Source organism: Congregibacter sp. (genome assembly GCF_047617445.1).
Taxonomy (GTDB): Bacteria; Pseudomonadota; Gammaproteobacteria; order Pseudomonadales; family Halieaceae; genus Congregibacter.
The window spans coordinates 1-18,969 of sequence record NZ_JBLGBE010000063.1; the positions used below are offsets into that span (position 1 = coordinate 1).

At 55.7% G+C, this 18,969-nt stretch carries 19 protein-coding genes; 10 read left to right on the forward strand and 9 right to left on the reverse strand.

The window, feature by feature from the left end:
* Positions 1-410: 410 nt before the first annotated feature.
* Positions 411-971 (forward strand): helix-turn-helix domain-containing protein, encoded by a 561-nt coding sequence (locus tag ACI9KD_RS13105; RefSeq protein ID WP_414981624.1) that lies wholly within the window; start codon positions 411-413, stop codon positions 969-971.
* On the opposite strand, the gene ACI9KD_RS13110 is transcribed toward ACI9KD_RS13105, so the two are convergent.
* Positions 958-2,031, reverse strand: a complete 1,074-nt coding sequence (locus tag ACI9KD_RS13110) for a COX15/CtaA family protein (RefSeq protein ID WP_414981625.1) — start codon at positions 2,029-2,031, stop codon at positions 958-960. The genes ACI9KD_RS13105 and ACI9KD_RS13110 overlap by 14 nt on opposite strands.
* 146 nt (positions 2,032-2,177) lie before the next feature.
* Positions 2,178-4,130 carry an acetoacetate--CoA ligase gene (locus tag ACI9KD_RS13115; RefSeq protein ID WP_414981626.1) on the reverse strand — a complete coding sequence of 651 codons (1,953 nt, stop codon included), beginning with the start codon at positions 4,128-4,130 and terminating at the stop codon, positions 2,178-2,180.
* Positions 4,131-4,265: 135 nt separating this feature from the next.
* Between ACI9KD_RS13115 and ACI9KD_RS13120 the strand changes: the two genes are divergently transcribed.
* Complete coding sequence (locus ACI9KD_RS13120) at positions 4,266-6,164, forward strand: ATP-binding cassette domain-containing protein (RefSeq protein ID WP_414981627.1); 1,899 nt, start codon at positions 4,266-4,268, stop codon at positions 6,162-6,164.
* Between the two features lie 21 nt (positions 6,165-6,185).
* Here the strand turns inward: ACI9KD_RS13120 and ACI9KD_RS13125 are convergent, their stop codons facing one another.
* Positions 6,186-7,373, reverse strand: a complete 1,188-nt coding sequence (locus ACI9KD_RS13125) for an aromatic amino acid transaminase (RefSeq protein WP_414981628.1) — start codon at positions 7,371-7,373, stop codon at positions 6,186-6,188.
* A gap of 185 nt (positions 7,374-7,558) precedes the next feature.
* On the opposite strand from ACI9KD_RS13125, the gene ACI9KD_RS13130 reads away from it, so the two are divergent.
* Entirely contained in the window at positions 7,559-7,807 is a 249-nt protein-coding gene (locus tag ACI9KD_RS13130) for a hypothetical protein (RefSeq protein ID WP_414981629.1), read from the forward strand.
* A 209-nt stretch (positions 7,808-8,016) separates the two neighbouring features.
* Here the strand turns inward: ACI9KD_RS13130 and ACI9KD_RS13135 are convergent, their stop codons facing one another.
* Together ACI9KD_RS13135 and ACI9KD_RS13140 are read right to left on the reverse strand one after the other, a co-directional pair.
* Complete coding sequence (locus tag ACI9KD_RS13135) at positions 8,017-8,178, reverse strand: hypothetical protein (RefSeq protein WP_414981630.1); 162 nt, start codon at positions 8,176-8,178, stop codon at positions 8,017-8,019.
* 3 nt (positions 8,179-8,181) lie between these two features.
* Positions 8,182-9,123, reverse strand: a complete 942-nt coding sequence (locus ACI9KD_RS13140; protein WP_414981631.1) for an aminotransferase class IV — start codon at positions 9,121-9,123, stop codon at positions 8,182-8,184.
* 108 nt (positions 9,124-9,231) lie between these two features.
* On the opposite strand from ACI9KD_RS13140, the gene cmoA reads away from it, so the two are divergent.
* Together cmoA and cmoB are read left to right on the forward strand one after the other, a co-directional pair.
* Positions 9,232-9,972, forward strand: a complete 741-nt coding sequence (cmoA, locus tag ACI9KD_RS13145; protein WP_414981632.1) for a carboxy-S-adenosyl-L-methionine synthase CmoA — start codon at positions 9,232-9,234, stop codon at positions 9,970-9,972.
* Entirely contained in the window at positions 9,969-10,943 is a 975-nt protein-coding gene (gene cmoB / locus ACI9KD_RS13150; RefSeq protein WP_414981633.1) for a tRNA 5-methoxyuridine(34)/uridine 5-oxyacetic acid(34) synthase CmoB, read from the forward strand. Before cmoA ends, cmoB begins: the two co-directional genes overlap by 4 nt.
* 345 nt (positions 10,944-11,288) lie before the next feature.
* Here cmoB and lon read toward each other — a convergent pair whose 3' ends face one another.
* The 3 genes from lon to ACI9KD_RS13165 all read right to left on the reverse strand — a co-directional run bounded on the left by lon (position 11,289) and on the right by ACI9KD_RS13165 (position 14,423).
* Positions 11,289-13,784, reverse strand: a complete 2,496-nt coding sequence (lon, locus tag ACI9KD_RS13155) for an endopeptidase La (RefSeq protein ID WP_414981634.1) — start codon at positions 13,782-13,784, stop codon at positions 11,289-11,291.
* A 167-nt stretch (positions 13,785-13,951) separates the two neighbouring features.
* A complete protein-coding gene (locus tag ACI9KD_RS13160) occupies positions 13,952-14,221 on the reverse strand; it encodes a hypothetical protein (RefSeq protein ID WP_414981635.1) in 270 nt (89 codons plus the stop codon).
* Positions 14,169-14,423: a TetR/AcrR family transcriptional regulator gene (locus ACI9KD_RS13165; RefSeq protein ID WP_414981636.1), complete on the reverse strand. Its 255-nt coding sequence runs from the start codon at positions 14,421-14,423 to the stop codon at positions 14,169-14,171. The genes ACI9KD_RS13160 and ACI9KD_RS13165 overlap by 53 nt, the downstream gene beginning before the upstream one ends.
* Before the next feature lie 191 nt (positions 14,424-14,614).
* Between ACI9KD_RS13165 and ACI9KD_RS13170 the strand changes: the two genes are divergently transcribed.
* Positions 14,615-15,112 carry an NAD(P)-dependent oxidoreductase gene (locus tag ACI9KD_RS13170; protein WP_414981637.1) on the forward strand — a complete coding sequence of 166 codons (498 nt, stop codon included), beginning with the start codon at positions 14,615-14,617 and terminating at the stop codon, positions 15,110-15,112.
* A gap of 66 nt (positions 15,113-15,178) precedes the next feature.
* Positions 15,179-15,595 (forward strand): GFA family protein, encoded by a 417-nt coding sequence (locus ACI9KD_RS13175; protein ID WP_414981638.1) that lies wholly within the window; start codon positions 15,179-15,181, stop codon positions 15,593-15,595.
* A 103-nt stretch (positions 15,596-15,698) separates the two neighbouring features.
* Here ACI9KD_RS13175 and ACI9KD_RS13180 read toward each other — a convergent pair whose 3' ends face one another.
* A complete protein-coding gene (locus tag ACI9KD_RS13180; protein WP_414981639.1) occupies positions 15,699-16,046 on the reverse strand; it encodes a DUF1820 family protein in 348 nt (115 codons plus the stop codon).
* Positions 16,047-16,260: 214 nt separating this feature from the next.
* Between ACI9KD_RS13180 and miaB the strand changes: the two genes are divergently transcribed.
* The 3 genes from miaB to ybeY form a co-directional block, all read left to right on the forward strand.
* Positions 16,261-17,601 carry a tRNA (N6-isopentenyl adenosine(37)-C2)-methylthiotransferase MiaB gene (gene miaB / locus ACI9KD_RS13185; RefSeq protein ID WP_414981640.1) on the forward strand — a complete coding sequence of 447 codons (1,341 nt, stop codon included), beginning with the start codon at positions 16,261-16,263 and terminating at the stop codon, positions 17,599-17,601.
* Between the two features lie 39 nt (positions 17,602-17,640).
* Positions 17,641-18,675: a PhoH family protein gene (locus tag ACI9KD_RS13190; protein ID WP_414981641.1), complete on the forward strand. Its 1,035-nt coding sequence runs from the start codon at positions 17,641-17,643 to the stop codon at positions 18,673-18,675.
* A partial coding sequence (gene ybeY / locus ACI9KD_RS13195; protein WP_414981642.1) for an rRNA maturation RNase YbeY occupies positions 18,675-18,969 on the forward strand: 295 nt, incomplete at its 3' end. The genes ACI9KD_RS13190 and ybeY, both read left to right, overlap by 1 nt.

Below are 18,969 nucleotides of genomic sequence, written 5' to 3' on the forward strand. Positions count from 1 at the left end.
GCCCGTGTCATGGAAGAGAGTGCAGTCTGGGGCGCACGTTTGAAGTACAGCTTCTAAGCTGTACTTCACAAGCGCTTGAAATGCCCGCCTCGTGTGGGCATTTTTTTGCCTGCGAATCGCTAACATCCCCCTCACCAAGGCATCGGAGCACGATCACAACTGTCATTCCGCGTCGCGCTGCGCGCTCCTGACTGCTCCATGACAGTCATGCCCGCACTCCTTGCGATCTGCCCCACTGCCACGAACAACCTTCGCCACTCGCTAGGCGTAAGGCAAGACGCCGGTGCCTATTGCGTAGCAGTCAGGAGCGCGTCAGCGCGACGCGAAGCAATAGGTGCCGGCGTCTTGCCGAATCAAAGCAGTCATAGCCATTAGCTAGTAGGTAGTGCTATTCGACTTATAATGCGGGCATGACCGACTCAACCAGCAGACTTCTGGGCGAACGCGTAAGCCAATTACGCCAACTCCAGTCCATGACCCTCGAACAGCTCGCTGCAGCCTCGGGCGTCAGTCGCTCCATGCTCAGTCAGATTGAACGTTGTAAAGCCAACCCCACCCTTGCTGTCACACAGCGCATCGCGCAGACCTTTGGCATCAGTATTGGTGAATTGGTTGATGACCCGAACGCAAGCGCGAGCATTGATGTGGTTCGGGGCGACGACCCAGGCACAGTATTTCGCGCCGATAGCGAATGTGAATTGCGCACGCTGTCGCCATTGCAGCTTGAGAAAAACATCGAGTTTTACGTGATCACCCTGCAACCCGGCGCCGAACTGGCAAGCGCCGCACATTTTGAAGGGACTCGGGAGATGTTCTCAGTCTCTCAGGGCGCTGCTACCGTCAGTACGGGAAACAGCGAAGTGGCATTATTGACCGGGGATACTGCCCACTACCGAGCCGACATTCCTCACGTGATTCGCTGTAAGGGTAAAGACGCGCTAAAGGGCTTCCTCGTGGTCAGCTATCGCTAGCTATGCCCTGCCGACGTCGAAGCGCGTGCACGGTAAACAGCAGGACCGTAAGTAACAGAATCGCCCCCGCCTGATGGCCTGCCGCCACGGGGATTGCCATTTGTGTGAGCAAGGTACTAATACCCAGCGTAACTTGCAGCATCAGCGCTGTAACTACCGCAGCCCCCGCTAGTCGCATAAACGTATCCGAGCCCTGCAGTATTAATCGCACGCCAAAGCCGCCCACAATTACCACCAAAAGGTAAGCAAACATACGGTGATTGAACTGGATAGTTGTGATGTCTTCAAAAGCAGCAAGCCACTGAGGGGTGCTCTGATAGAGACCCGGGGGGATAAACCCAGCGCCCATGTTAGGCCAGGTGGGATAGGCGTAGCCCGCGTCCGTGCCGGCAACCAGCCCGCCAGAAAGAATCATCAGGTACACCAAGCCCACAAGCAGCGGCGACCACCTGGCCAGACCCACCATGGCCTGTGCTGTCGCGGACTTTGTCGGCTCGGCGGCACCAGGCCACAAATTCAGGAACTGCCAAACGATTGCTGCGTACAGGGCCACCGCAAGGCCAAGGTGCGCAGTAAGCCGGTATTGAGAAACACTAGGTCTGTCTACCAAACCACTCTTGACCATGTACCAACCAAGGAGCCCCTGACATCCACCCAGCACCAGCAATAACAACAGCCGCGGCATTAGGCCCGGCCGGATACAACCGCGCAGAGCAAAGAACATCAGGGGGAGCACGAATAGCAAACCAATGAGGCGACCCAGCACCCGGTGGAGGTACTCGTACATGAAGATCACCTTGAACTCTTCAATCCCCATTCCCTGATTGATTTTCTGGTACTCAGGAAAGCGCTGATATTTTGCGAACACATCCTGCCAAGCCGCGTCCCCAATGGGGGGCCATACACCCATAATCGGACGCCACTCCACCATGGACAAACCAGACTCCGTGAGCCGCGTTACGCCGCCCAGCAAAATCATTCCGTAGATCACCACAGCACAGCAAAGAAGCCATAAGGCCAACTGTCGATCGTGGTGTATCTGATATGCGCGTGAAAACATGAGGACCCCGAAAAAAGGCGGCCACTCTCAGATTGCAGCCGCGCCCATAAAAAGGGCGACAATGATAGCGGAATCGCGGTGTTATCGCCCAGCGCCCTACTGCAAATTTCTTGCGCCCGGAAAAGGCAATGGGGCGGCTGAACCCTCTACTCGGCCAGCTCTGGTAAATCCTTGAAGTAGGCCAGCGCAGCAGCGTTGGCAAGAGCATCCGTGTTCTTCACCGGATCGCCATGGACCACATTCCTTACTGCAAGCTCGACAATCTTGCCGCTTATAGTTCGAGGGATGTCCGCCACTGCGATAATTTTGGCCGGCACGTGTCGTGGCGTGGCGTTTTGCCGAATCATGCGACGTATCTCCTGCTGCAACACATCGTCAAGCTCAGCACCATCGCGAAGCACGACGAACAACACCACTCGCACATCGTCCAGCCACTGCTGCCCAATAACGATACTGTCCAGCACCGCAGGCACGCGTTCCACCTGGCGATAGATCTCTGCGGTGCCGATGCGAACACCACCGGGATTTAACACCGCATCCGAACGGCCATGGATGATAAACCCCCCGTGAGCTGTTATCTCGCCATAATCCCCGTGAGCCCAAATATCAGGCCAGCTCGCAAAATAGGCCGCGCGAAAACGCTTATCCTGTGGGTCATCCCAAAAACCTATGGGACAGCAAGGAAAGGGCTTTACGCACACGAGCTCACCCTTTTGCTCTACTACCGGCTCACCCGCCTCGTTCCATATTTCTACGGCCATGCCCAGACCCGCCGCCTGAATTTCGCCACTGTAAACGGGCAGCGTGGGTGCTCCGCCTACAAAACAGGACAAAATGTCGGTACCACCCGAAATACTGGAAAGGCACACATCGCTCTTGAAGTCGCGATAAATGTACTCAAAGCTCTCCTGCGACAAGGGCGAGCCGGTGGACAAAATGCTACGCAGTTTATCCAGCCGATGTGTTTCCCGGGGCTTTTTACCTGCTTTCTCTAAGGCGGCAATGAACTTGGCGCTGGTGCCAAAGACCGATATTCCCTCGCTATCAATGGCATCCAGCAAACGCGCTCCATCCTCCGCAAAGGGCGAGCCATCGTACAAAAGCAGAGCCGCCCCGGAAGCCAAGCCTGACACCAGCCAATTCCACATCATCCAGCCACAGGTGGTGAAATAGAAAAACACATCTCCGGGACGTAACCCCACCTGGAAACGATGCTCCTTGAGTTGCTGCAGCAGCGTGCCACCAGCACCATGCACGATGCATTTGGGCGGGCCAGTGGTGCCCGAGGAATACATAATGAACAGTGGATGATCAAAGGGCAGCTGCGCAAAGCTCAGGGCCGGCGGCTCCATCGCGCTCGCATCGGGGAACATCTGGCCGTGGCACACCGCTGAAATATCAGGATTCGGCGACAACACTGGCGCCACAAATACCGCTTCCAAGCTCTCAATAGACTCGCTGATTTGTGCAAGACGTTCGAGGCTGTCGCAATGCTTACCGTTGTAGATGTAACCATCAGCGGAGAACAACACCTTGGGCGTGATTTGACCAAAGCGATCCAGCACACCGTTAAAGCCGAAATCAGGAGAGCAGGAGGACCAAACCGCACCCAGACTCGTGGTCGCCAACATCGCTACCACGGTCTCAGGAATGTTCGGCATAAAGCCCGCTACGCGATCCCCAACCCCAACACCAAGCTCTCGAAGCGAAGCAGCAACGGTGGCCACCTCCCGGCGAAGCTCGTCATGGCTAATGCGCCGAGGCTCGCCAGTCTCCAGGAGTCCGATGATCGCAGTATCACTGCCAGTGTGGCGCAAAAGGTTCTCTGCGAAATTCAGACGCGCATCGGCAAACCACCGCGCGCCGGGAAACTGCCGTGCATCGTCCAGCACAGCATCACCGCGCTTCGACGCGATAACCCCACAACACTCCCATACCGCAGACCAAAAGTCCGCTGGGTGCTCTACGGACCACTGGTGCAGAACTGGATACTTTGCGTCCGCAGGACAGCCATAGCGCTGTGCGGCATACGCGGCGAACAACGTAAGCGGCTCCATCCCCACACGATCCGCCGACGGCATCCAAAGTGCTGAGTGCATATCCTTCTCCCCTGGCCATTAGACGCGAGAATCGCATAGAACCGTAGTTACGACCACGAGATGTAACAGAAAGTAGGTAGATATGCCCGTAGAGCGCGTTAGAATGCGCCCCTCATTTTCTACAGCACATCATTCATGGATCTTCTGCGCCTCGAACAGGCTAATTTGCACTTTGGCACCCACGTCCTCCTCGACAACGTCGATCTGCAGATTAGCAGTGGTCAGCGACTCGGTTTATTGGGCCGCAACGGCGAGGGTAAGAGCACACTGCTTAAGATTCTGGCGGGAGACCTCGCCCTGGATGGCGGCGAGCGCTGGCTGCGGCCGGGCACGCGCATCGCGAGATTAGAGCAGGAGTTGCCAAAGGCTACGGACATTACCGTTTATGACTATGTTGCTGACGGGCTGGCCGAGACCGGAGCCCTGCTGCGTCGCTTTGAGCAGCTGGTTTCATCGCCTGATGCGGACCTTGTAGAGCTCGAGCGCGTACAGCATGCCCTTGAAGCCGCAGACGGCTGGCAACTAGGACAGCGTGTCGACACGACGCTGACCCAGCTTGACCTGCAGCGCGACACGCCCATGGCAAGTCTTTCCGGCGGATGGCGTCGCCGCGCATCATTGGCACGAGCCTTGGTCAGTGATCCGGATATCCTCCTCCTTGACGAACCTACCAACCATCTCGACATTCCGGCCATCGAGTGGCTACAGGAACAGCTCACGAGCTTACGTTGCGCTTTGGTGCTCATCACCCACGACCGACGTTTCCTAAGTGGCGTTGCCGACCATATCGCCGAACTTGATCGAGGCGGGCTGACGGTTTGGCAAGGAAGCTACGACGGTTTCTTAACGCACCGGGAGCACCAACTTGCCGCCGAAGAACGCGCCAACGCCCTGTTCGATCGACGATTAAGCGACGAAGAGAAATGGATTAGGCAAGGTATCAAAGCACGACGCACCCGTAACGAAGGGCGGGTTCGGGCACTCAAAACGATGCGCGAAGAGCGTAGTGCCCGCCGTGAGCGCACCGGTACTGCAAATCTCAATGTGGATAATGCCCAGCGCAGCGGGAAAATTGTGGTGGAGCTAAAAGAAGCCAGCGCAGTGCTTGGTGGTCGCCGTATTATCAAGCCTTACTCCATGCTTCTCCAACGCGGGGACCGTGTGGGAGTCGTTGGGCCCAATGGCGCCGGAAAAAGCACGCTGATTCGCCTGCTTACCGGCGAATTGGCTCCCCACAGCGGTAGCGTCCGCTTGGGCAGCAAACTCGAGATCGCCTACGGCGATCAAGGGCGATCAACCTTGGACCCCACAAAGAACCTCATCGACAATGTCTGCGGTGGGCGGGACTTTATTGAAATTGGCGGCCGCCGGAAGCACGCTGTCTCATATCTTGGGGACTTTCTTTTCTCCCCCCAGCGACTGCGCACCCCGGTGGGCGCACTGTCAGGTGGAGAGCAAAATCGCGCGGTACTGGCGCTGCTGTTCAGCAAACCCGTCAACTTACTGGTGCTCGATGAGCCCACCAACGATCTGGACATCGAGACTCTGGAGCTTCTCGAAGAGCTTCTTATGGAGTTTAAAGGCACCGTGCTGCTGGTGAGTCACGATCGCGCGTTTATGGATAACGTGGTGACCAGCCTGCTCGTGTTGTCCGGCGACGGCGGTATCGAAGAGCACGCTGGAGGCTTTAGTGACTGGGAAGCTCGCGGTGGACGCTTACTGCCTTTGGAGGCGATGCCTCATGACGCCGCAAGTTCGGCAGAGGCAAAGCCGGCCGAAGCGGCAGTGGTGGAGGTAAAGCCCAATACGCAGAAGAAGCTGAGCTACAAGGAACAGCGAGAGCTCGATGCCCTCCCGGGAGAAATAGAGACGCTGGAATCCAGACAGTCTGAGCTTGAGTCTCTGTGTGCAGATCACGCCTTCTACGAGCGCGACGCAGGGGACGTTAAAAACCTCCTCGCTGAAATGTCAGGCATTGCTGAAAAGCTCGAAGCAACGATCGAGCGCTGGACAGAACTTGAAGAACGCGCCTAAGCCATTTGGCTAGGGCGCGTCCTACAAAACGCTAGCGATAGAATCGGCCAGGTAATCGATGTTGCGGGCATTAACACCGGCAACATTAATCCGTGATGAGCCAAGCATGTAAACACTGTAATCATCGCGCAAGGTCTGGACCTGCTCACCACTGAGGCCCAGAAAAGAAAACATTCCTTTCTCGGCGCGGATAAATTCAAAGTCGCGCCCCGTTGATGCCTGAAGCTTCTCAACCAGATTGCCACGCAAACCATTGACGCGCTCGCACATACCCCGAAGCTCTGCCTGCCAATTCGCAGTAAGCGCATCGTCTGCCAATACAGCACTGGCCAGCAGTGCGCCATGAGCCGGGGGCATGGAATACACGCGTCTCGCCGCGACTTTTGCCTGACTCAATAGCGCATCTGCATTCTTCTTATCGCGACACAGAAACATAGTGCAGCCCGTGCGCTCACGATAGAGGCCCATGTTTTTTGAGCAGGAAGCCGCAATAATCATTTCTGGCAAGCGCTCGGCCAGTTGACGCAGTCCCGCCGCATCCTCATCAAGCCCGTCACCGAGACCTTGGTAAGCGATATCCACAAAAGGCATAAAGCCCTGGGCCTCTGCCATGTCTCCAATAATGGACCACTGCTCTTGCGACAGATCGGCGCCGCAGGGGTTGTGACAGCATCCGTGCAACAACACGATATCCCCGCGGCTCGCGCCCTTCAGATCCTCAACCATCGCGTCAAAATTTACGCCATGCGTCTGGGCATCGTAGTAACGATAGGTAGAAAACTGTAAACCCACGCTCCCAAGTAGCGGGATATGGACAGGCCATGTGGGATCGGACACCCAAACCCTTGCCCCAGGGGATGCTGCTTGGATAATTTCAGCGCCGATACGCAGCGCACCACAGCCACCAGGTGCCTGAATACTACTTACGCGCCCGTCAGCCAATGCCACGCTGCTCTCTCCCAGCACCAGTTTTTGCATGCCGGGATTAAATCCTGCCACCCCTGCAGGCGACAGGTAAGCCTTACTCACCTCATCGGCAACCAGTGTGGCCTGCGCCTGACGAATGGCATCAAAGACGGGACAAATGCCATCCTCATCCATGTAAATTCCCACTGTGAGATCCACCTTCTTGGGGTTTTCGTCCTTACGGCACAGCGCGGCGAGGCCAAGGATGGGGTCATCGGGAAGAAGAGACAGTGCGTCAAGCATGGTAAAAATTCCTGATCTGGGCGGGCGAATTCACTCTCGCAGAATACGCGAGGCAGGTGTAGGAGCAAACAAGGATTGTACGCTGCCTCAGCGACTGCGCACTTTTCACGTTTTTTTTGCGGATTTTTCCCTTGTTACCACGCGTCAGAGCCCTATTCTAAGTACATAGTTACAAGGACAGGGTCATGTCACAGCACACAGAGAGCAGCAGCTCCAAGCAAGCCAACAACTCAAGCAAAGCCAACAACTCAAGCAAAGCCAACAACCCAAGCAAAGCCAACAACAGCCTGGTTGCATTTTTGGGCGCGATTAAATTTCGCAAGCCCGACCATGCTAGCGATCACGTTGAGCGTTACTTCGCACAACTGCATCCACGTGCGCGGCAGCGTCGGCAGTTGACCGAAGAAAACAAATGGGTCCGCAGCGCTAACTAAGCCTCGGACACTGGCTACCCACGCACAGCGTGGGTCAGCATTTGCTGGTACGTTCGCTCTGCTTCGGCACACAAGGTTTCCTGTACATCACTCAGAACCACAGGCTCTTCTCGGGCATTTTGGTCAGGCGCCGCAAAACCGGTGGCACGGCGCCAAGGCGATCACATTCACGTTCGAACAACGCTGCCTGCTGAGCAAACCCTAACTCATCAAGTGTGAATTCTTCTCGCACACGGGCATAGGACGCGATGATTCGCCGCGTAGAACGGCTCGTCGATCACCGCGCAGTCGCTGCGGTTCTCAAAGGAGCGCATCATCGCGGTACTAATATTGCGGGGTCCGGACCACATTGCCACCCGCCGGACACTCATGACTCAGTCTTGACCGCGGGCATGCGACCGCCCAGGCCCGTCAATGTACTGAGCGACATAGCGACGATACGCCGACTGAAGCTGCGTGACCACAGGTCCACCTGTGGCGTCGCCGATTGTTCGTCCATCGACCTCTCGTACGGGCACAAGCCCCGCAAAGGTTCCGGTAACGAATGCTTCCTCGGCGTTGTAAACATCGGTGAGCGTGAAGTTACGCTCCTTCACTGTCATTCCCTCGGCCTGGGCGATATTCAGCACCTTTCTCCGAGTAATGCCGTCCAAACAGTAGTCTCCCGTGCTAGTCCACAGCTCCCCACGCCGCACGATAAAGAAATGCGTTGAATTGCAGGTGGCGACAAAACCGTGAGGGTCCAGCATCAGTGCTTCATCGTAGCCCGCCTTCGCCGCCTGTATGCAGGCCGTCACGCAATTCAACTTAGAGTGCGTGTTCAGGGTTGGATCCTGAACATCGGAGTAACCGCGGCGCACATGCACGGTGAACAAGGTAACGCCGTTTTCTACAGTCTCGGGAAGTGCCGTTTTGTACTCCGGAATGATCACGATGGTGGGTGGCGTGATAGTCATTCGCGGGTCCTGATAAGGCGTTGATTTGACGCCCCGGGAAACCATGAGCCGAACATGCACACCGTCATGCATGTCGTTGGCAGCGAGCGCCGCGTAGAGCCTCCGGGAGAGCGTTTCTTTATCGACGCTGGGCTCAAAATCCAACGTGTGCATCCCCTCATAGAGACGGTCGAGATGCTGCTCGAGAAACAACACTGTGCCGCCCTCAACACGCAGTCCTTCCCAGACACCATCACCCAACACGAAGCCAGAATCAAATACCGAAACGACAGCTTTCTCTCGCGGGAGTAGCTCCCCGTTAATGTCGATGAGAATGCTCTGATTGCGGTCAGCGCCGCTGTACTCATGAGTGCCTTGCATAGTGAAAGTCCTGCCTTATTGCGATGAAGAACAAGCGTTCAAAACCGCGACGCATGCTACCATGCGCGGCGCTCGCGACTGACCTCTAGCGAGGAGACCAAAGCCACCGTGACCGATACTTCCGATACTCTTGACACCCTTTTCAGCGACCCACTGCGGGCGCCCGGACCCTTTCGCTTTGACAACGATGTTGTCGCTGTCTTTCCCGACATGATCCGTCGGTCCGTTCCGGGTTACGAAACCGTGATTGCCATGTCGGGACTGCTCGCGGGACGATACGCGCGGCCAGGTAGCTGCGTATATGACCTGGGCTGCTCTCTGGGAGCCACCACTCTATCCATGCGTCGTCACATCACCGTGCCTGACTGCACGATCATCGGAATCGATAGCTCCCCGGATATGATCAAGCGCTGCCAGGAATTAATCGCGATGGATGCCGGTTGTACAAGAGTCGAGCTTCGCGAGGGAGATATCCTCGAGAGCGAGATTGCCAACGCGTCGATGGTTGTTCTGAACTACACGCTGCAGTTCGTTCCGCTGCAGGAACGACAGAGCTTACTAAGGCGTATAGCTGATGCGTTGATGCCCGGGGGAATTCTGGTCTTGTCAGAAAAAGTGGTGTTTCCGGACGAGACCCTAAACCAACTCAACATCGACCTGCATCATGACTTTAAGCGGGCGCATGGGTACAGCGATCTTGAAATCGCGGGAAAGCGCGACTCCATAGAGAACGTGTTGGTTCCCGAATCTCTGGACCAACATCGCCAACGCCTATCCGATGCCGGATTTAGCTCAAGCGATGTCTGGTTTCAGTGTTTTAACTTCGCATCAATCATCGCACTTAAATGATCGACATTAAGACACTTCAAGAACGTTGGGCAGATGGACCGCTGGCACCGTGGGCCGAGCTGTTAGCAGAGCAAGTAGAAGCCGGCCTATCCGTTTTGCGTCACGGTGACATTCCCCGGTGGCGTACCGCACTCGAATCCCTACCCAACATAACTGTAAATGAGGTTCTACTCGACGCTGCAGAAGTGGGCGTGAGCGTCGCATCAACGCCTGATGCAGCGACAGCTGAATCACTCGAAGCGGCCTTGAGAGGGCTTAGTCCCTGGCGCAAAGGGCCCTATGCGCTATTTGGCTTAGCGATCGATACCGAATGGCACTCGGATTGGAAGTGGGAACGACTCACCCAACACATCGATTCGCTGAACGACCGGCGAGTCCTCGATGTTGGTTGCGGCAATGGTTATCACTGCTGGCGTATGCGCGGCGCAGGTGCCCGGGAAGTCATCGGAATCGATCCCTCGCCGCTGTTTGTGATTCAGTTTGCGGCCATACAGCACTATATTCAGGATCCTGCTGTGAGCGTTCTACCCATTGGCATCGAGAAGTTGCCGCCCAATCTCCACGCCTTTGACACAGTGTTTTCTATGGGTGTGCTCTATCACCGTCGCTCACCCATGGAACATTTACAAACCCTTCGCGATAGTCTTCGCAGCGGTGGTCAGCTCGTACTCGAAACTTTAGTGATAGAAGGCGACGAACGGCAATGCCTGGTACCCCAAGGACGCTATGCCCGTATGGGTAACGTTTGGTTTATCCCAAGCTCGGCGATGCTAATCCTTTGGCTGGCCAAGCTAGGCTGGAAGAACCCCCGGGTAGTCGATGAATCTGTCACCACTACCCAAGAGCAGCGGCCAACCGACTGGATGAGTTTTCAGTCTTTGAAGAATTTTCTGGATCCGAATGATGCCTCGCTAACGCTCGAAGGTTATCCAGCACCGCGGCGAGCCGTTGTGATTGCTGAGGCACCCTGATAAGCGGGAAAACGATCCGGCTCTCGCCACCGCAGGAACACTCACCGGAAAAGACGAGGGGGATTGGTTCGCTTATCCTATGCTGGCGTGAGCCTTACGCAGTGCCAGGATACTTGAAGACAGGTCGCTGCAGTCGCCGTCTTCAACGAGTCCATCCCCCAAGTCTTTTCGGCGATTGGCATTGGCGCCTGTATCGGCCCGGACACGCACGACTTAGCAAGGCCTTGATGATTGCAGCTCGATGCAGGCATCGCCTTCAAAGAGCCGATCCCCCCAGTCTTTTCGGCGATTGAAGGCGATGCCTGTATTGAGCAGCGGTCAGCGACACAATTCAACTGAGCTGAATTAGTGTAGTGGCTTACCTCGCCGGTGATCCTCAAAAACCGTCTCAAAGACATCACGAAAGTGCCGCGCAAAATGCACGTTAATCCCTTCGCGCAGGTAATCCGGTAATTCTTCAAAGTCTCGGCGGTTCGCATGAGGAAGTATCAGCTCCATGATCTTTGCCCGCCGTGCCGCAATAACCTTCTCGCGAATACCTCCGACGGGAAGCACCTGTCCAGTGAGCGTTAGCTCTCCGGTCATCGCTAGTGGGCGCTTTATACGTTCCTTTCGCGCTAACGAGACTAAGGCCGTGGCGATAGTAATGCCGGCGCTCGGACCATCCTTAGGTGTTGCTCCCTCGGGCACGTGCAGATGCACCATGCTGGTATCAAAAAAGTCGAGGTCGCAGCGATAATCCTTGAGATGCGAAATAACAAAGCTATAGGCAATATCCGCCGACTCGCGCATGACATCACCCAAGCGACCGGTAAGCTTGAAGCCCCGGTTAAGCGTGTGAACGCGCGAGGATTCGACCGGTAAGGTGACGCCTCCCATCGCTGTCCAGGCCAGACCGGTGGCAACACCAATCCCCCGCTGAGGCTTCTCGGGTTGAAACAAGGGCTGGCCCAACAGATCGTCGATATCACGCTTACCAATGCGGCGCTTTTCGCGACTGGCATCGGATTTAGCGTTGCGCCGCTTGGTCGTACGCCCTTTTACAAATTCCACGATGGACTTGCGCATGATTCGCGACAGCTGTTTTTCTAGATTGCGGACGCCAGCCTCACGACAGTAGGACTCAATCACATACTTCAATGCAGGATCATTGATCTTAAGCTGATCATAGGCCAAGCCATGGCGTTCCAATTGCTTTGGCCAGAGGTGATTACGGGCGATGGCAAGCTTCTCTTCAGCCACATAACCTGACAAGCGCAGGGTTTCCATACGATCCAGTAGAGGGCCCGGGATCGTGTCTAGCTGATTAGCCGTGCAAATAAACAGCACCTTCGACAGGTCGACCCGCAAATCGAGGTAGTGATCAAGAAACTCACTATTCTGCTCAGGATCAAGAGCCTCTAACAGCGCAGAGGCGGGATCACCTTGAAAGGACGCGCCGATCTTATCGATCTCATCCAGCATAATGACTGGATTGGCCACCTTCACTTCTTTGAGCGCCTGAACGAATTTACCGGGCATAGCACCCACATAGGTACGGCGATGGCCCTTAATCTCTGCCTCGTCGCGCATCCCCCCTAAACTGAAGCGATAGAACTCACGACCCAGGGCATTAGCCACGGAACGTCCGATACTCGTTTTACCGACACCAGGGGGGCCGACAAGCAACAGGATAGAGCCAGCGATTTCACCCTTAAATGAACCCACCGCCAAGAATTCAAGAATCCGATCCTTGACATCGTCCAGCCCATCATGATCTTGATCAAGGACCGTAGCTGCGTGCTTTAGATCAAGGTTGTCCTCGGACGTAAGACCCCAGGGGACCTGCGTTGCCCAGTCCAGATAATTGCGTGTCACACCGTATTCTGGCGACCCCGGCTCGAGTACGGAGAGCTTTTGAAGCTCATCGTCGATGCGCTCGCGAACCGAGTCTGGCAATACCAAGGCCTCCAGTCGAGCCTCAAAGCGCTCTGCATCAGATGTGCGGTCGTCCTTAGAGAGACCCAGTTCTTTCTGGATGACTTTCATTTGCTCGCGGAGGAAGAATTCGCGCTGTTGATCGGTCACCTTTTCGTTCACTTGATCGGTAATCTTTCCACGCAGCTCCGCGACTTCACGCTCCTTACCCAGCAAAGTGAGGACTTTCTGCATACGCGACTGCAAGGGCAGCGTCTCCAGAATCTCCTGCAGCTGATCACCGTTGGCGGTGGTCAAAGCCGCAGAGAAGTCGGCCAATAAGCTAGGCTGATTGGGGTTGAAGTTGGTGATGTAGTAGCGCAATTCTTCGCTGTAAAGCGGATTTAGGGGCAGCAGTTCTTTAACGGCCTGCAACACAGCCATGGCATAGGCTTTGACGTCGTCACTGTCGCGATCGCCCTGGCTCCGGGGGTATTCAACCTGCACTCGATAAGGCGGCTTGTCGCTAAGCCAGCGCACAATACGAAAACGCCTTACACCCTGCGCCAGAAATTGGCCGGGGTTTTCCGACATCATCGGAGGACGGTGTAATCGAACCACACAACCCATCTCTGGAAAGTTCCGAGGCTCAGGGTCACGACCGCCAAGCTGGCTCCGATCGACATAAGCGAGTCCGACTACACCATTAGTCGCCTCGGTGACCGCCTTGATGGTGCCGCCCCACTCGTCGGGATCCATTGCCACAGGCTGTACCTGGCCGGGGAAAAACGGCCGCTGCGGTACAGGAATGAGATATAGCGAATCAGGCAGCACATCATCAGCCACCGCGGGCGTCGAAGACTTTAGCTTGACGCCGTCATCCCCTATTTCAGCACTCAGATCAAGTCCTGGCGAGGACTGGTCCTCTGTATTGTCGTCTTGCATAACAAATCCTCTGCTTAGAGCACATAGATGGGGGTCAGAAGACAGATTTCAACCAGTGGACTCTCGTTCAGGCATCTGCACGCGGGGGAAGAGCCCCCGCCTGCCAGGCGCAAGGGCATGGCACCTGCTTGCCACGCCAGTGGCCGGGGCCAATAAGAGCCCGGTTATCAGATGAGTGTCTGGCGCGCGGTTTGCCGCGTGACTTTGATGTAGCGTGCTTGCGACCAAGCACAGCGCTGTCGTAAACACTCCCAGTTTGCTAAGGAGAGCTGACTCCAGAGCAGGTCGGTCGCTTCCTTCGTCGATAGCCCCTTGATGAGCTTTTCATCCTTCTTTAGCGCTGATATGACCGCCGAACATCGATGGTGAACTGCGTCCATGCGGTCAGACCAGGCAGCGCGAGCGGCATCGTCGCCGTTGTTCTGCAAGGCGATCATCAATGCTCTTCACCTCATCAATGTAGCGCGTTGTGGCGATCAGAAGCTCAGCCCGCGAGGGAAAGTGCAGATAAACGGCCTGACGACTAATGCCCGTGAGCTTGGCGATGTCGCTCATTCTCACCGCATTGCTGCCGCCTACAAGCAGACTCCAGGCGCTGTCGAGGATCTTTCCCCGCGTTTCTAAACTCTTACTTGACATTGTGTCAAGTAACTTGGAGATAGAAAGGAGTAAGGCATGAAAGTTACCGTTTTCGGCGCAACAGGCAGTGTGGGACTGCCTAGCCGTTGAACGCCTGCTGGCTGACGGCCATGCAGTGACGGCTTTTGCGCGTCGCATCGAAGGTCTGGAGATAAGAGCATCCCAGGCTCAAGAAGCACGCAGGGGACGCTATGGAGCCCGCCAGCGTCAACGAGGCCGTTAAAAAACAACACAGTGTCGTGATTGCGCTGGGCGCCGGTGCGTCACGCAAGAGTCTCGTACGTTCCCAGAGAACGATGCATGTCATTAAGGCTATGCAGGGTCAGGGAGTGAGTCGATTAATCTGCCAGACGACCCTGGGCACGGGAGCGAGCTGGGCAAACCTGAACTTCTTCTGGAAGCGCATCATGTTTGGCCTGCTTCTGCGCCCTGTATTTCTGGACCACGAGTTGCAGGAGCCATGGGTGCGTGAAAGCGGCCTCAACTGGACCATCGTGCGTCCCAGCGCCCTTACGGATGACCGCGCGGACGGCACTTACAAGGTGGATATTCCCCCTGGTGAGCGCGGATTAAGACTGAAAATGCTCGAGCCGATGGCGCGGGGTTCCCCGCCCGGTGTCTGGCGGAGCCGGCATTCACACATCGCGCGGTGGGTATTAGCCACTCACGTTCAGGAGTTAGGCGCATGACTTCACTAACTTTCGCTGTAATCTAAGATTCAGATGCACAAAGCTATCATTAGCGAAGGAGTTTCGATGAAGGTAAACGGCAGCTGCTTTTGTGGCCAATTGAAGTACGAGGCTGACGTGAACCCCGATATGGTTGGGATTTGCCACTGTCGAGACTGTCAAATTCTCGGGGGCTCCGCTTTTCGGGCGGTCGCCGCGGTTCCGCCCGAGGAACTTAGATTCACAGGGGGTCGGCCAAAATACTTCGAGAAGATCGGCGACAGCGGGGATAGCCGGCGCATGGCTTTCTGTCCAGAGTGTGGAACGCACATCGGGTCACTTCCAGACGAAAAGGGTCAGGTACCCTGGGTGAGTCTGAGAATTGCCACCGCAGATCAGTTTGACCAACTACCGCCCCGCATTGAGCTGTTCTGCAAGTCAACGGTGGCTTGGCTGCCTAATCTTTCGAATGCTGTGCAGTTCGATGGAATGCCGACGGGATAGCACAGAGGCAGGCTTGGCGTGGGCATGTTCGAGCGAGCGAGTCACCCCAATTTTTCTCGGGAGCCGAGCATGCCCGGGCCAAGCCTGCCCACGCAATACCAAATCAGTCGTCGCTGCTACGCGGCTTGGCAGGCGCCGAAGGCATGGGAAATGACGTGACGTTGGTGCTCGCGCCGGGCTTAACGTCCGAAATCTTGGCAACACCTTCTTTGGCCACCTCATCTATCCGAATGACCGAGTGTAGGGGAATATAGCTGCGCTGGACGCCGCTAAACTCACTTTTGAGCTTCTCTTCGGCGGGATCTACGAGGATCTGAGAGCGCTCTCCGAACAACAATTCCTCGACTTCGATGAAGCCCCACATGTCACTTTGGTAGATCTGGCGCGCAAAAATCTCTACGACTTGATTGCCGTTTTGAAAAATAACTTTGTAAACAGGACTGCTTGGCATAACGATTCCGGTTACTCACTGTAGCTGTCCGAGCGCGCGCTAACGCACTCAACTACCGCGTTTTAGCGGGCGCGAGAGCATACCTATCCGCGGGATGGAATGCCAGCAAATTTGCTGGGCAGCAGCCGCAACCGGCGCTATACTCCGCGGCCCTTTTATAAAGGCCCTCAATGCACAGAAAAACCGTGCATGGGCACAGGCAAGGTCAGGAGCAGTGAGCAAAAAAGTTTTCGTCAAAACCCACGGTTGTCAGATGAACGAGTACGATTCTGCGCGAATGCAGGACCTTCTTGTAGACAGCCATGATCTCGTGCCTACAGATCGCGAAGAAGAAGCCGACGTAATTTTGCTGAACACCTGCTCTATTCGCGAGAAAGCCCAGGAAAAAGTCTTTCACCAACTGGGACGCTGGAAGCCTCTAAAGCAGAAAAACCCAGACCTCATCATTGGTGTCGGCGGTTGTGTCGCGAGTCAGGAAGGCGCCGAAATCGGTAAACGAGCGCCTTTTGTTGATCTGGTTTTTGGCCCCCAGACGCTTCACCGGCTCCCGGAGATGCTGGAAGAGCGCCGAAACACTGGCAAGCTGGTGGTCGACATTAGCTTCCCAGAGATCGAAAAGTTCGATCGCCTACCGGAGCCCAGCGTAGACGGCCCCTCAGCTTTCGTGTCGATCATGGAAGGTTGCAGCAAGTACTGCAGCTTCTGTGTAGTGCCCTATACCCGTGGCGAAGAGGTGTCTCGCCCACTCGACGACGTTATCGCGGAGGTCGCCAGTCTTGCAGCACGTGGAGTTCGCGAAGTTAATCTTCTTGGGCAAAACGTCAACGCCTATCGCGGTGACAACCACGAAGGCGACATTGTCGACTTTGCAGAGCTCCTGCACTTTGTTGCCCGTGTTCCCGGCATTGACAGGATTCGATATACCACCTCGCATCCGGTGGAGTTTTCCGAGGCCTTGATCCAGGCCTACGCCGAAATCCCAGAGCTCGTAGACCACCTTCACCTCCCAGTGCAGGCGGGATCAGATCGAGTATTGGCCGCGATGAAGCGTGGCCATACGGTGCTTGAATACAAGTCGAAGATTCGCAAGCTGCGCACTATTCGCCCGAATATCAGTCTGTCGTCGGACTTTATTATTGGATTCCCCGGAGAGACCGAAGCAGACTTCGCTGCCACTATGAAGCTCATCGACGACATCGGTTTCGATGCATCCTTTAGCTTTATCTACAGCGCTCGACCAGGCACGCCGGCAGCCGATCTTCCAGATAGCACCGACGAAGACACCAAAAAGTCACGACTGCACATACTTCAGGCACGTATCAATCAACAGTCTCAGGCCATTAGCCGAAATATGGTGGGCACGCGGCAGCGTGTTCTCATAACCGGCCCCTCACGGAAGGATCCCGGCCAGTTGCAGGGCCGCACAGAGAACAATCGTGTGGTCAATTTTAGCGCTGACGACCATGGACTTATTGGCCAGTTTGTTGACGTGACGGTTGGCGAAGCACTGCCCAACTCCCTTCGCGGAGCGTTAATACTCGGAACCGCGGGTTGACTGTGGCGAATTCGTGACTATTCTTGCAGTTCCAAGGGCATGGCTAACGCCACAAACAACAATTTGACCTCAGAACCTCCCAGTCCGAGCGGGCAGCCTTTTAGTCTGACCCTCGAACCTGACGATGCACGACATCTTTCAGCCCTGTGCGGGCAGTTTGACGCGCACCTGCGTCAAATCGAAGAGCGTCTCCAGGTAAAAATCAAATCCCGCGGTAATCAATTCTCGGTGGACGGCGATCCCGAGGCGGTAGCTTCGACCGGTGCTCTGCTGAAACAGCTCTATGACGAGGTTTGCCAGGGTATTGCGGTGACCCCGGAATCTCTGCATCTGCAGCTCCAGCACGCGGGTACGGAAAGCTTGGGGCCCGATGGTAGCGTCGAGGCACTGCAGATCATTCGTACACGCAAAGGATCCATCAAACCCCGGGGTCGAAATCAACAGGCTTACGTTCGAACCATCCAAAATTGTGATATCAATTTTGGTGTGGGGCCAGCAGGTACCGGCAAAACCTATCTTGCCGTAGCCTGTGCAGTAGAGGCACTTTTAAATGAACAAGTGCGCCGCATACTGCTGGTTCGACCGGCAGTAGAGGCCGGAGAAAAGCTCGGCTTTCTGCCGGGAGACCTCAGTCAAAAAATAGACCCCTATTTACGCCCGCTGTATGACGCACTCTACGAAATGCTCGGCTTCGAAACAGTGAGCAAATACATTGAGCGCAGCATTATCGAAGTCGCTCCCCTCGCCTTTATGCGCGGCCGAACGCTCAACCACTCCTTTATTATTTTGGATGAGGCGCAAAACACCACTCGGGAGCAAATGAAGATGTTTCTGACGCGTATCGGCTTTGGCTCAACCGCTGTTATTACCGGCGATGCGACACAAATCGATTTGCCTCGAGGGACGCAATCAGGTCTGACCCATGCGGCAAAAATTCTTGAAGATGTCGAAGGCATTGGATTCACTTGGTTTGCTAACAGAGATGTGGTGCGACATCCCCTGGTGCAACGTATCGTGGCTGCCTACGAGATCCATGAAACGATCACGGCGAGCCTGGAGAAGAGTAAACCCTGATGCTCACACTCGACGTATTTCGCGAGACTGTCGAGAAATCTCCGGATGATCAGACCCTGCTGCGCGCCGCCGAATGCGCCTTGCTGCAGAGCAAGGCAAACCCCGAAAAACACTGGGAAGCGGCTCTTCGTATCGTCGACACAAGCGAGATGCAGCAACTTAACGCGCAGTATCGCGACCAAGACCGTCCTACCAACGTACTATCATTCCCGGCCGACCTACCGGCGGATGTCACCCTGGACCTATTGGGCGATATCGTTATTTGCGCCCCTGTCGTACAAGAAGAAGCCGCAA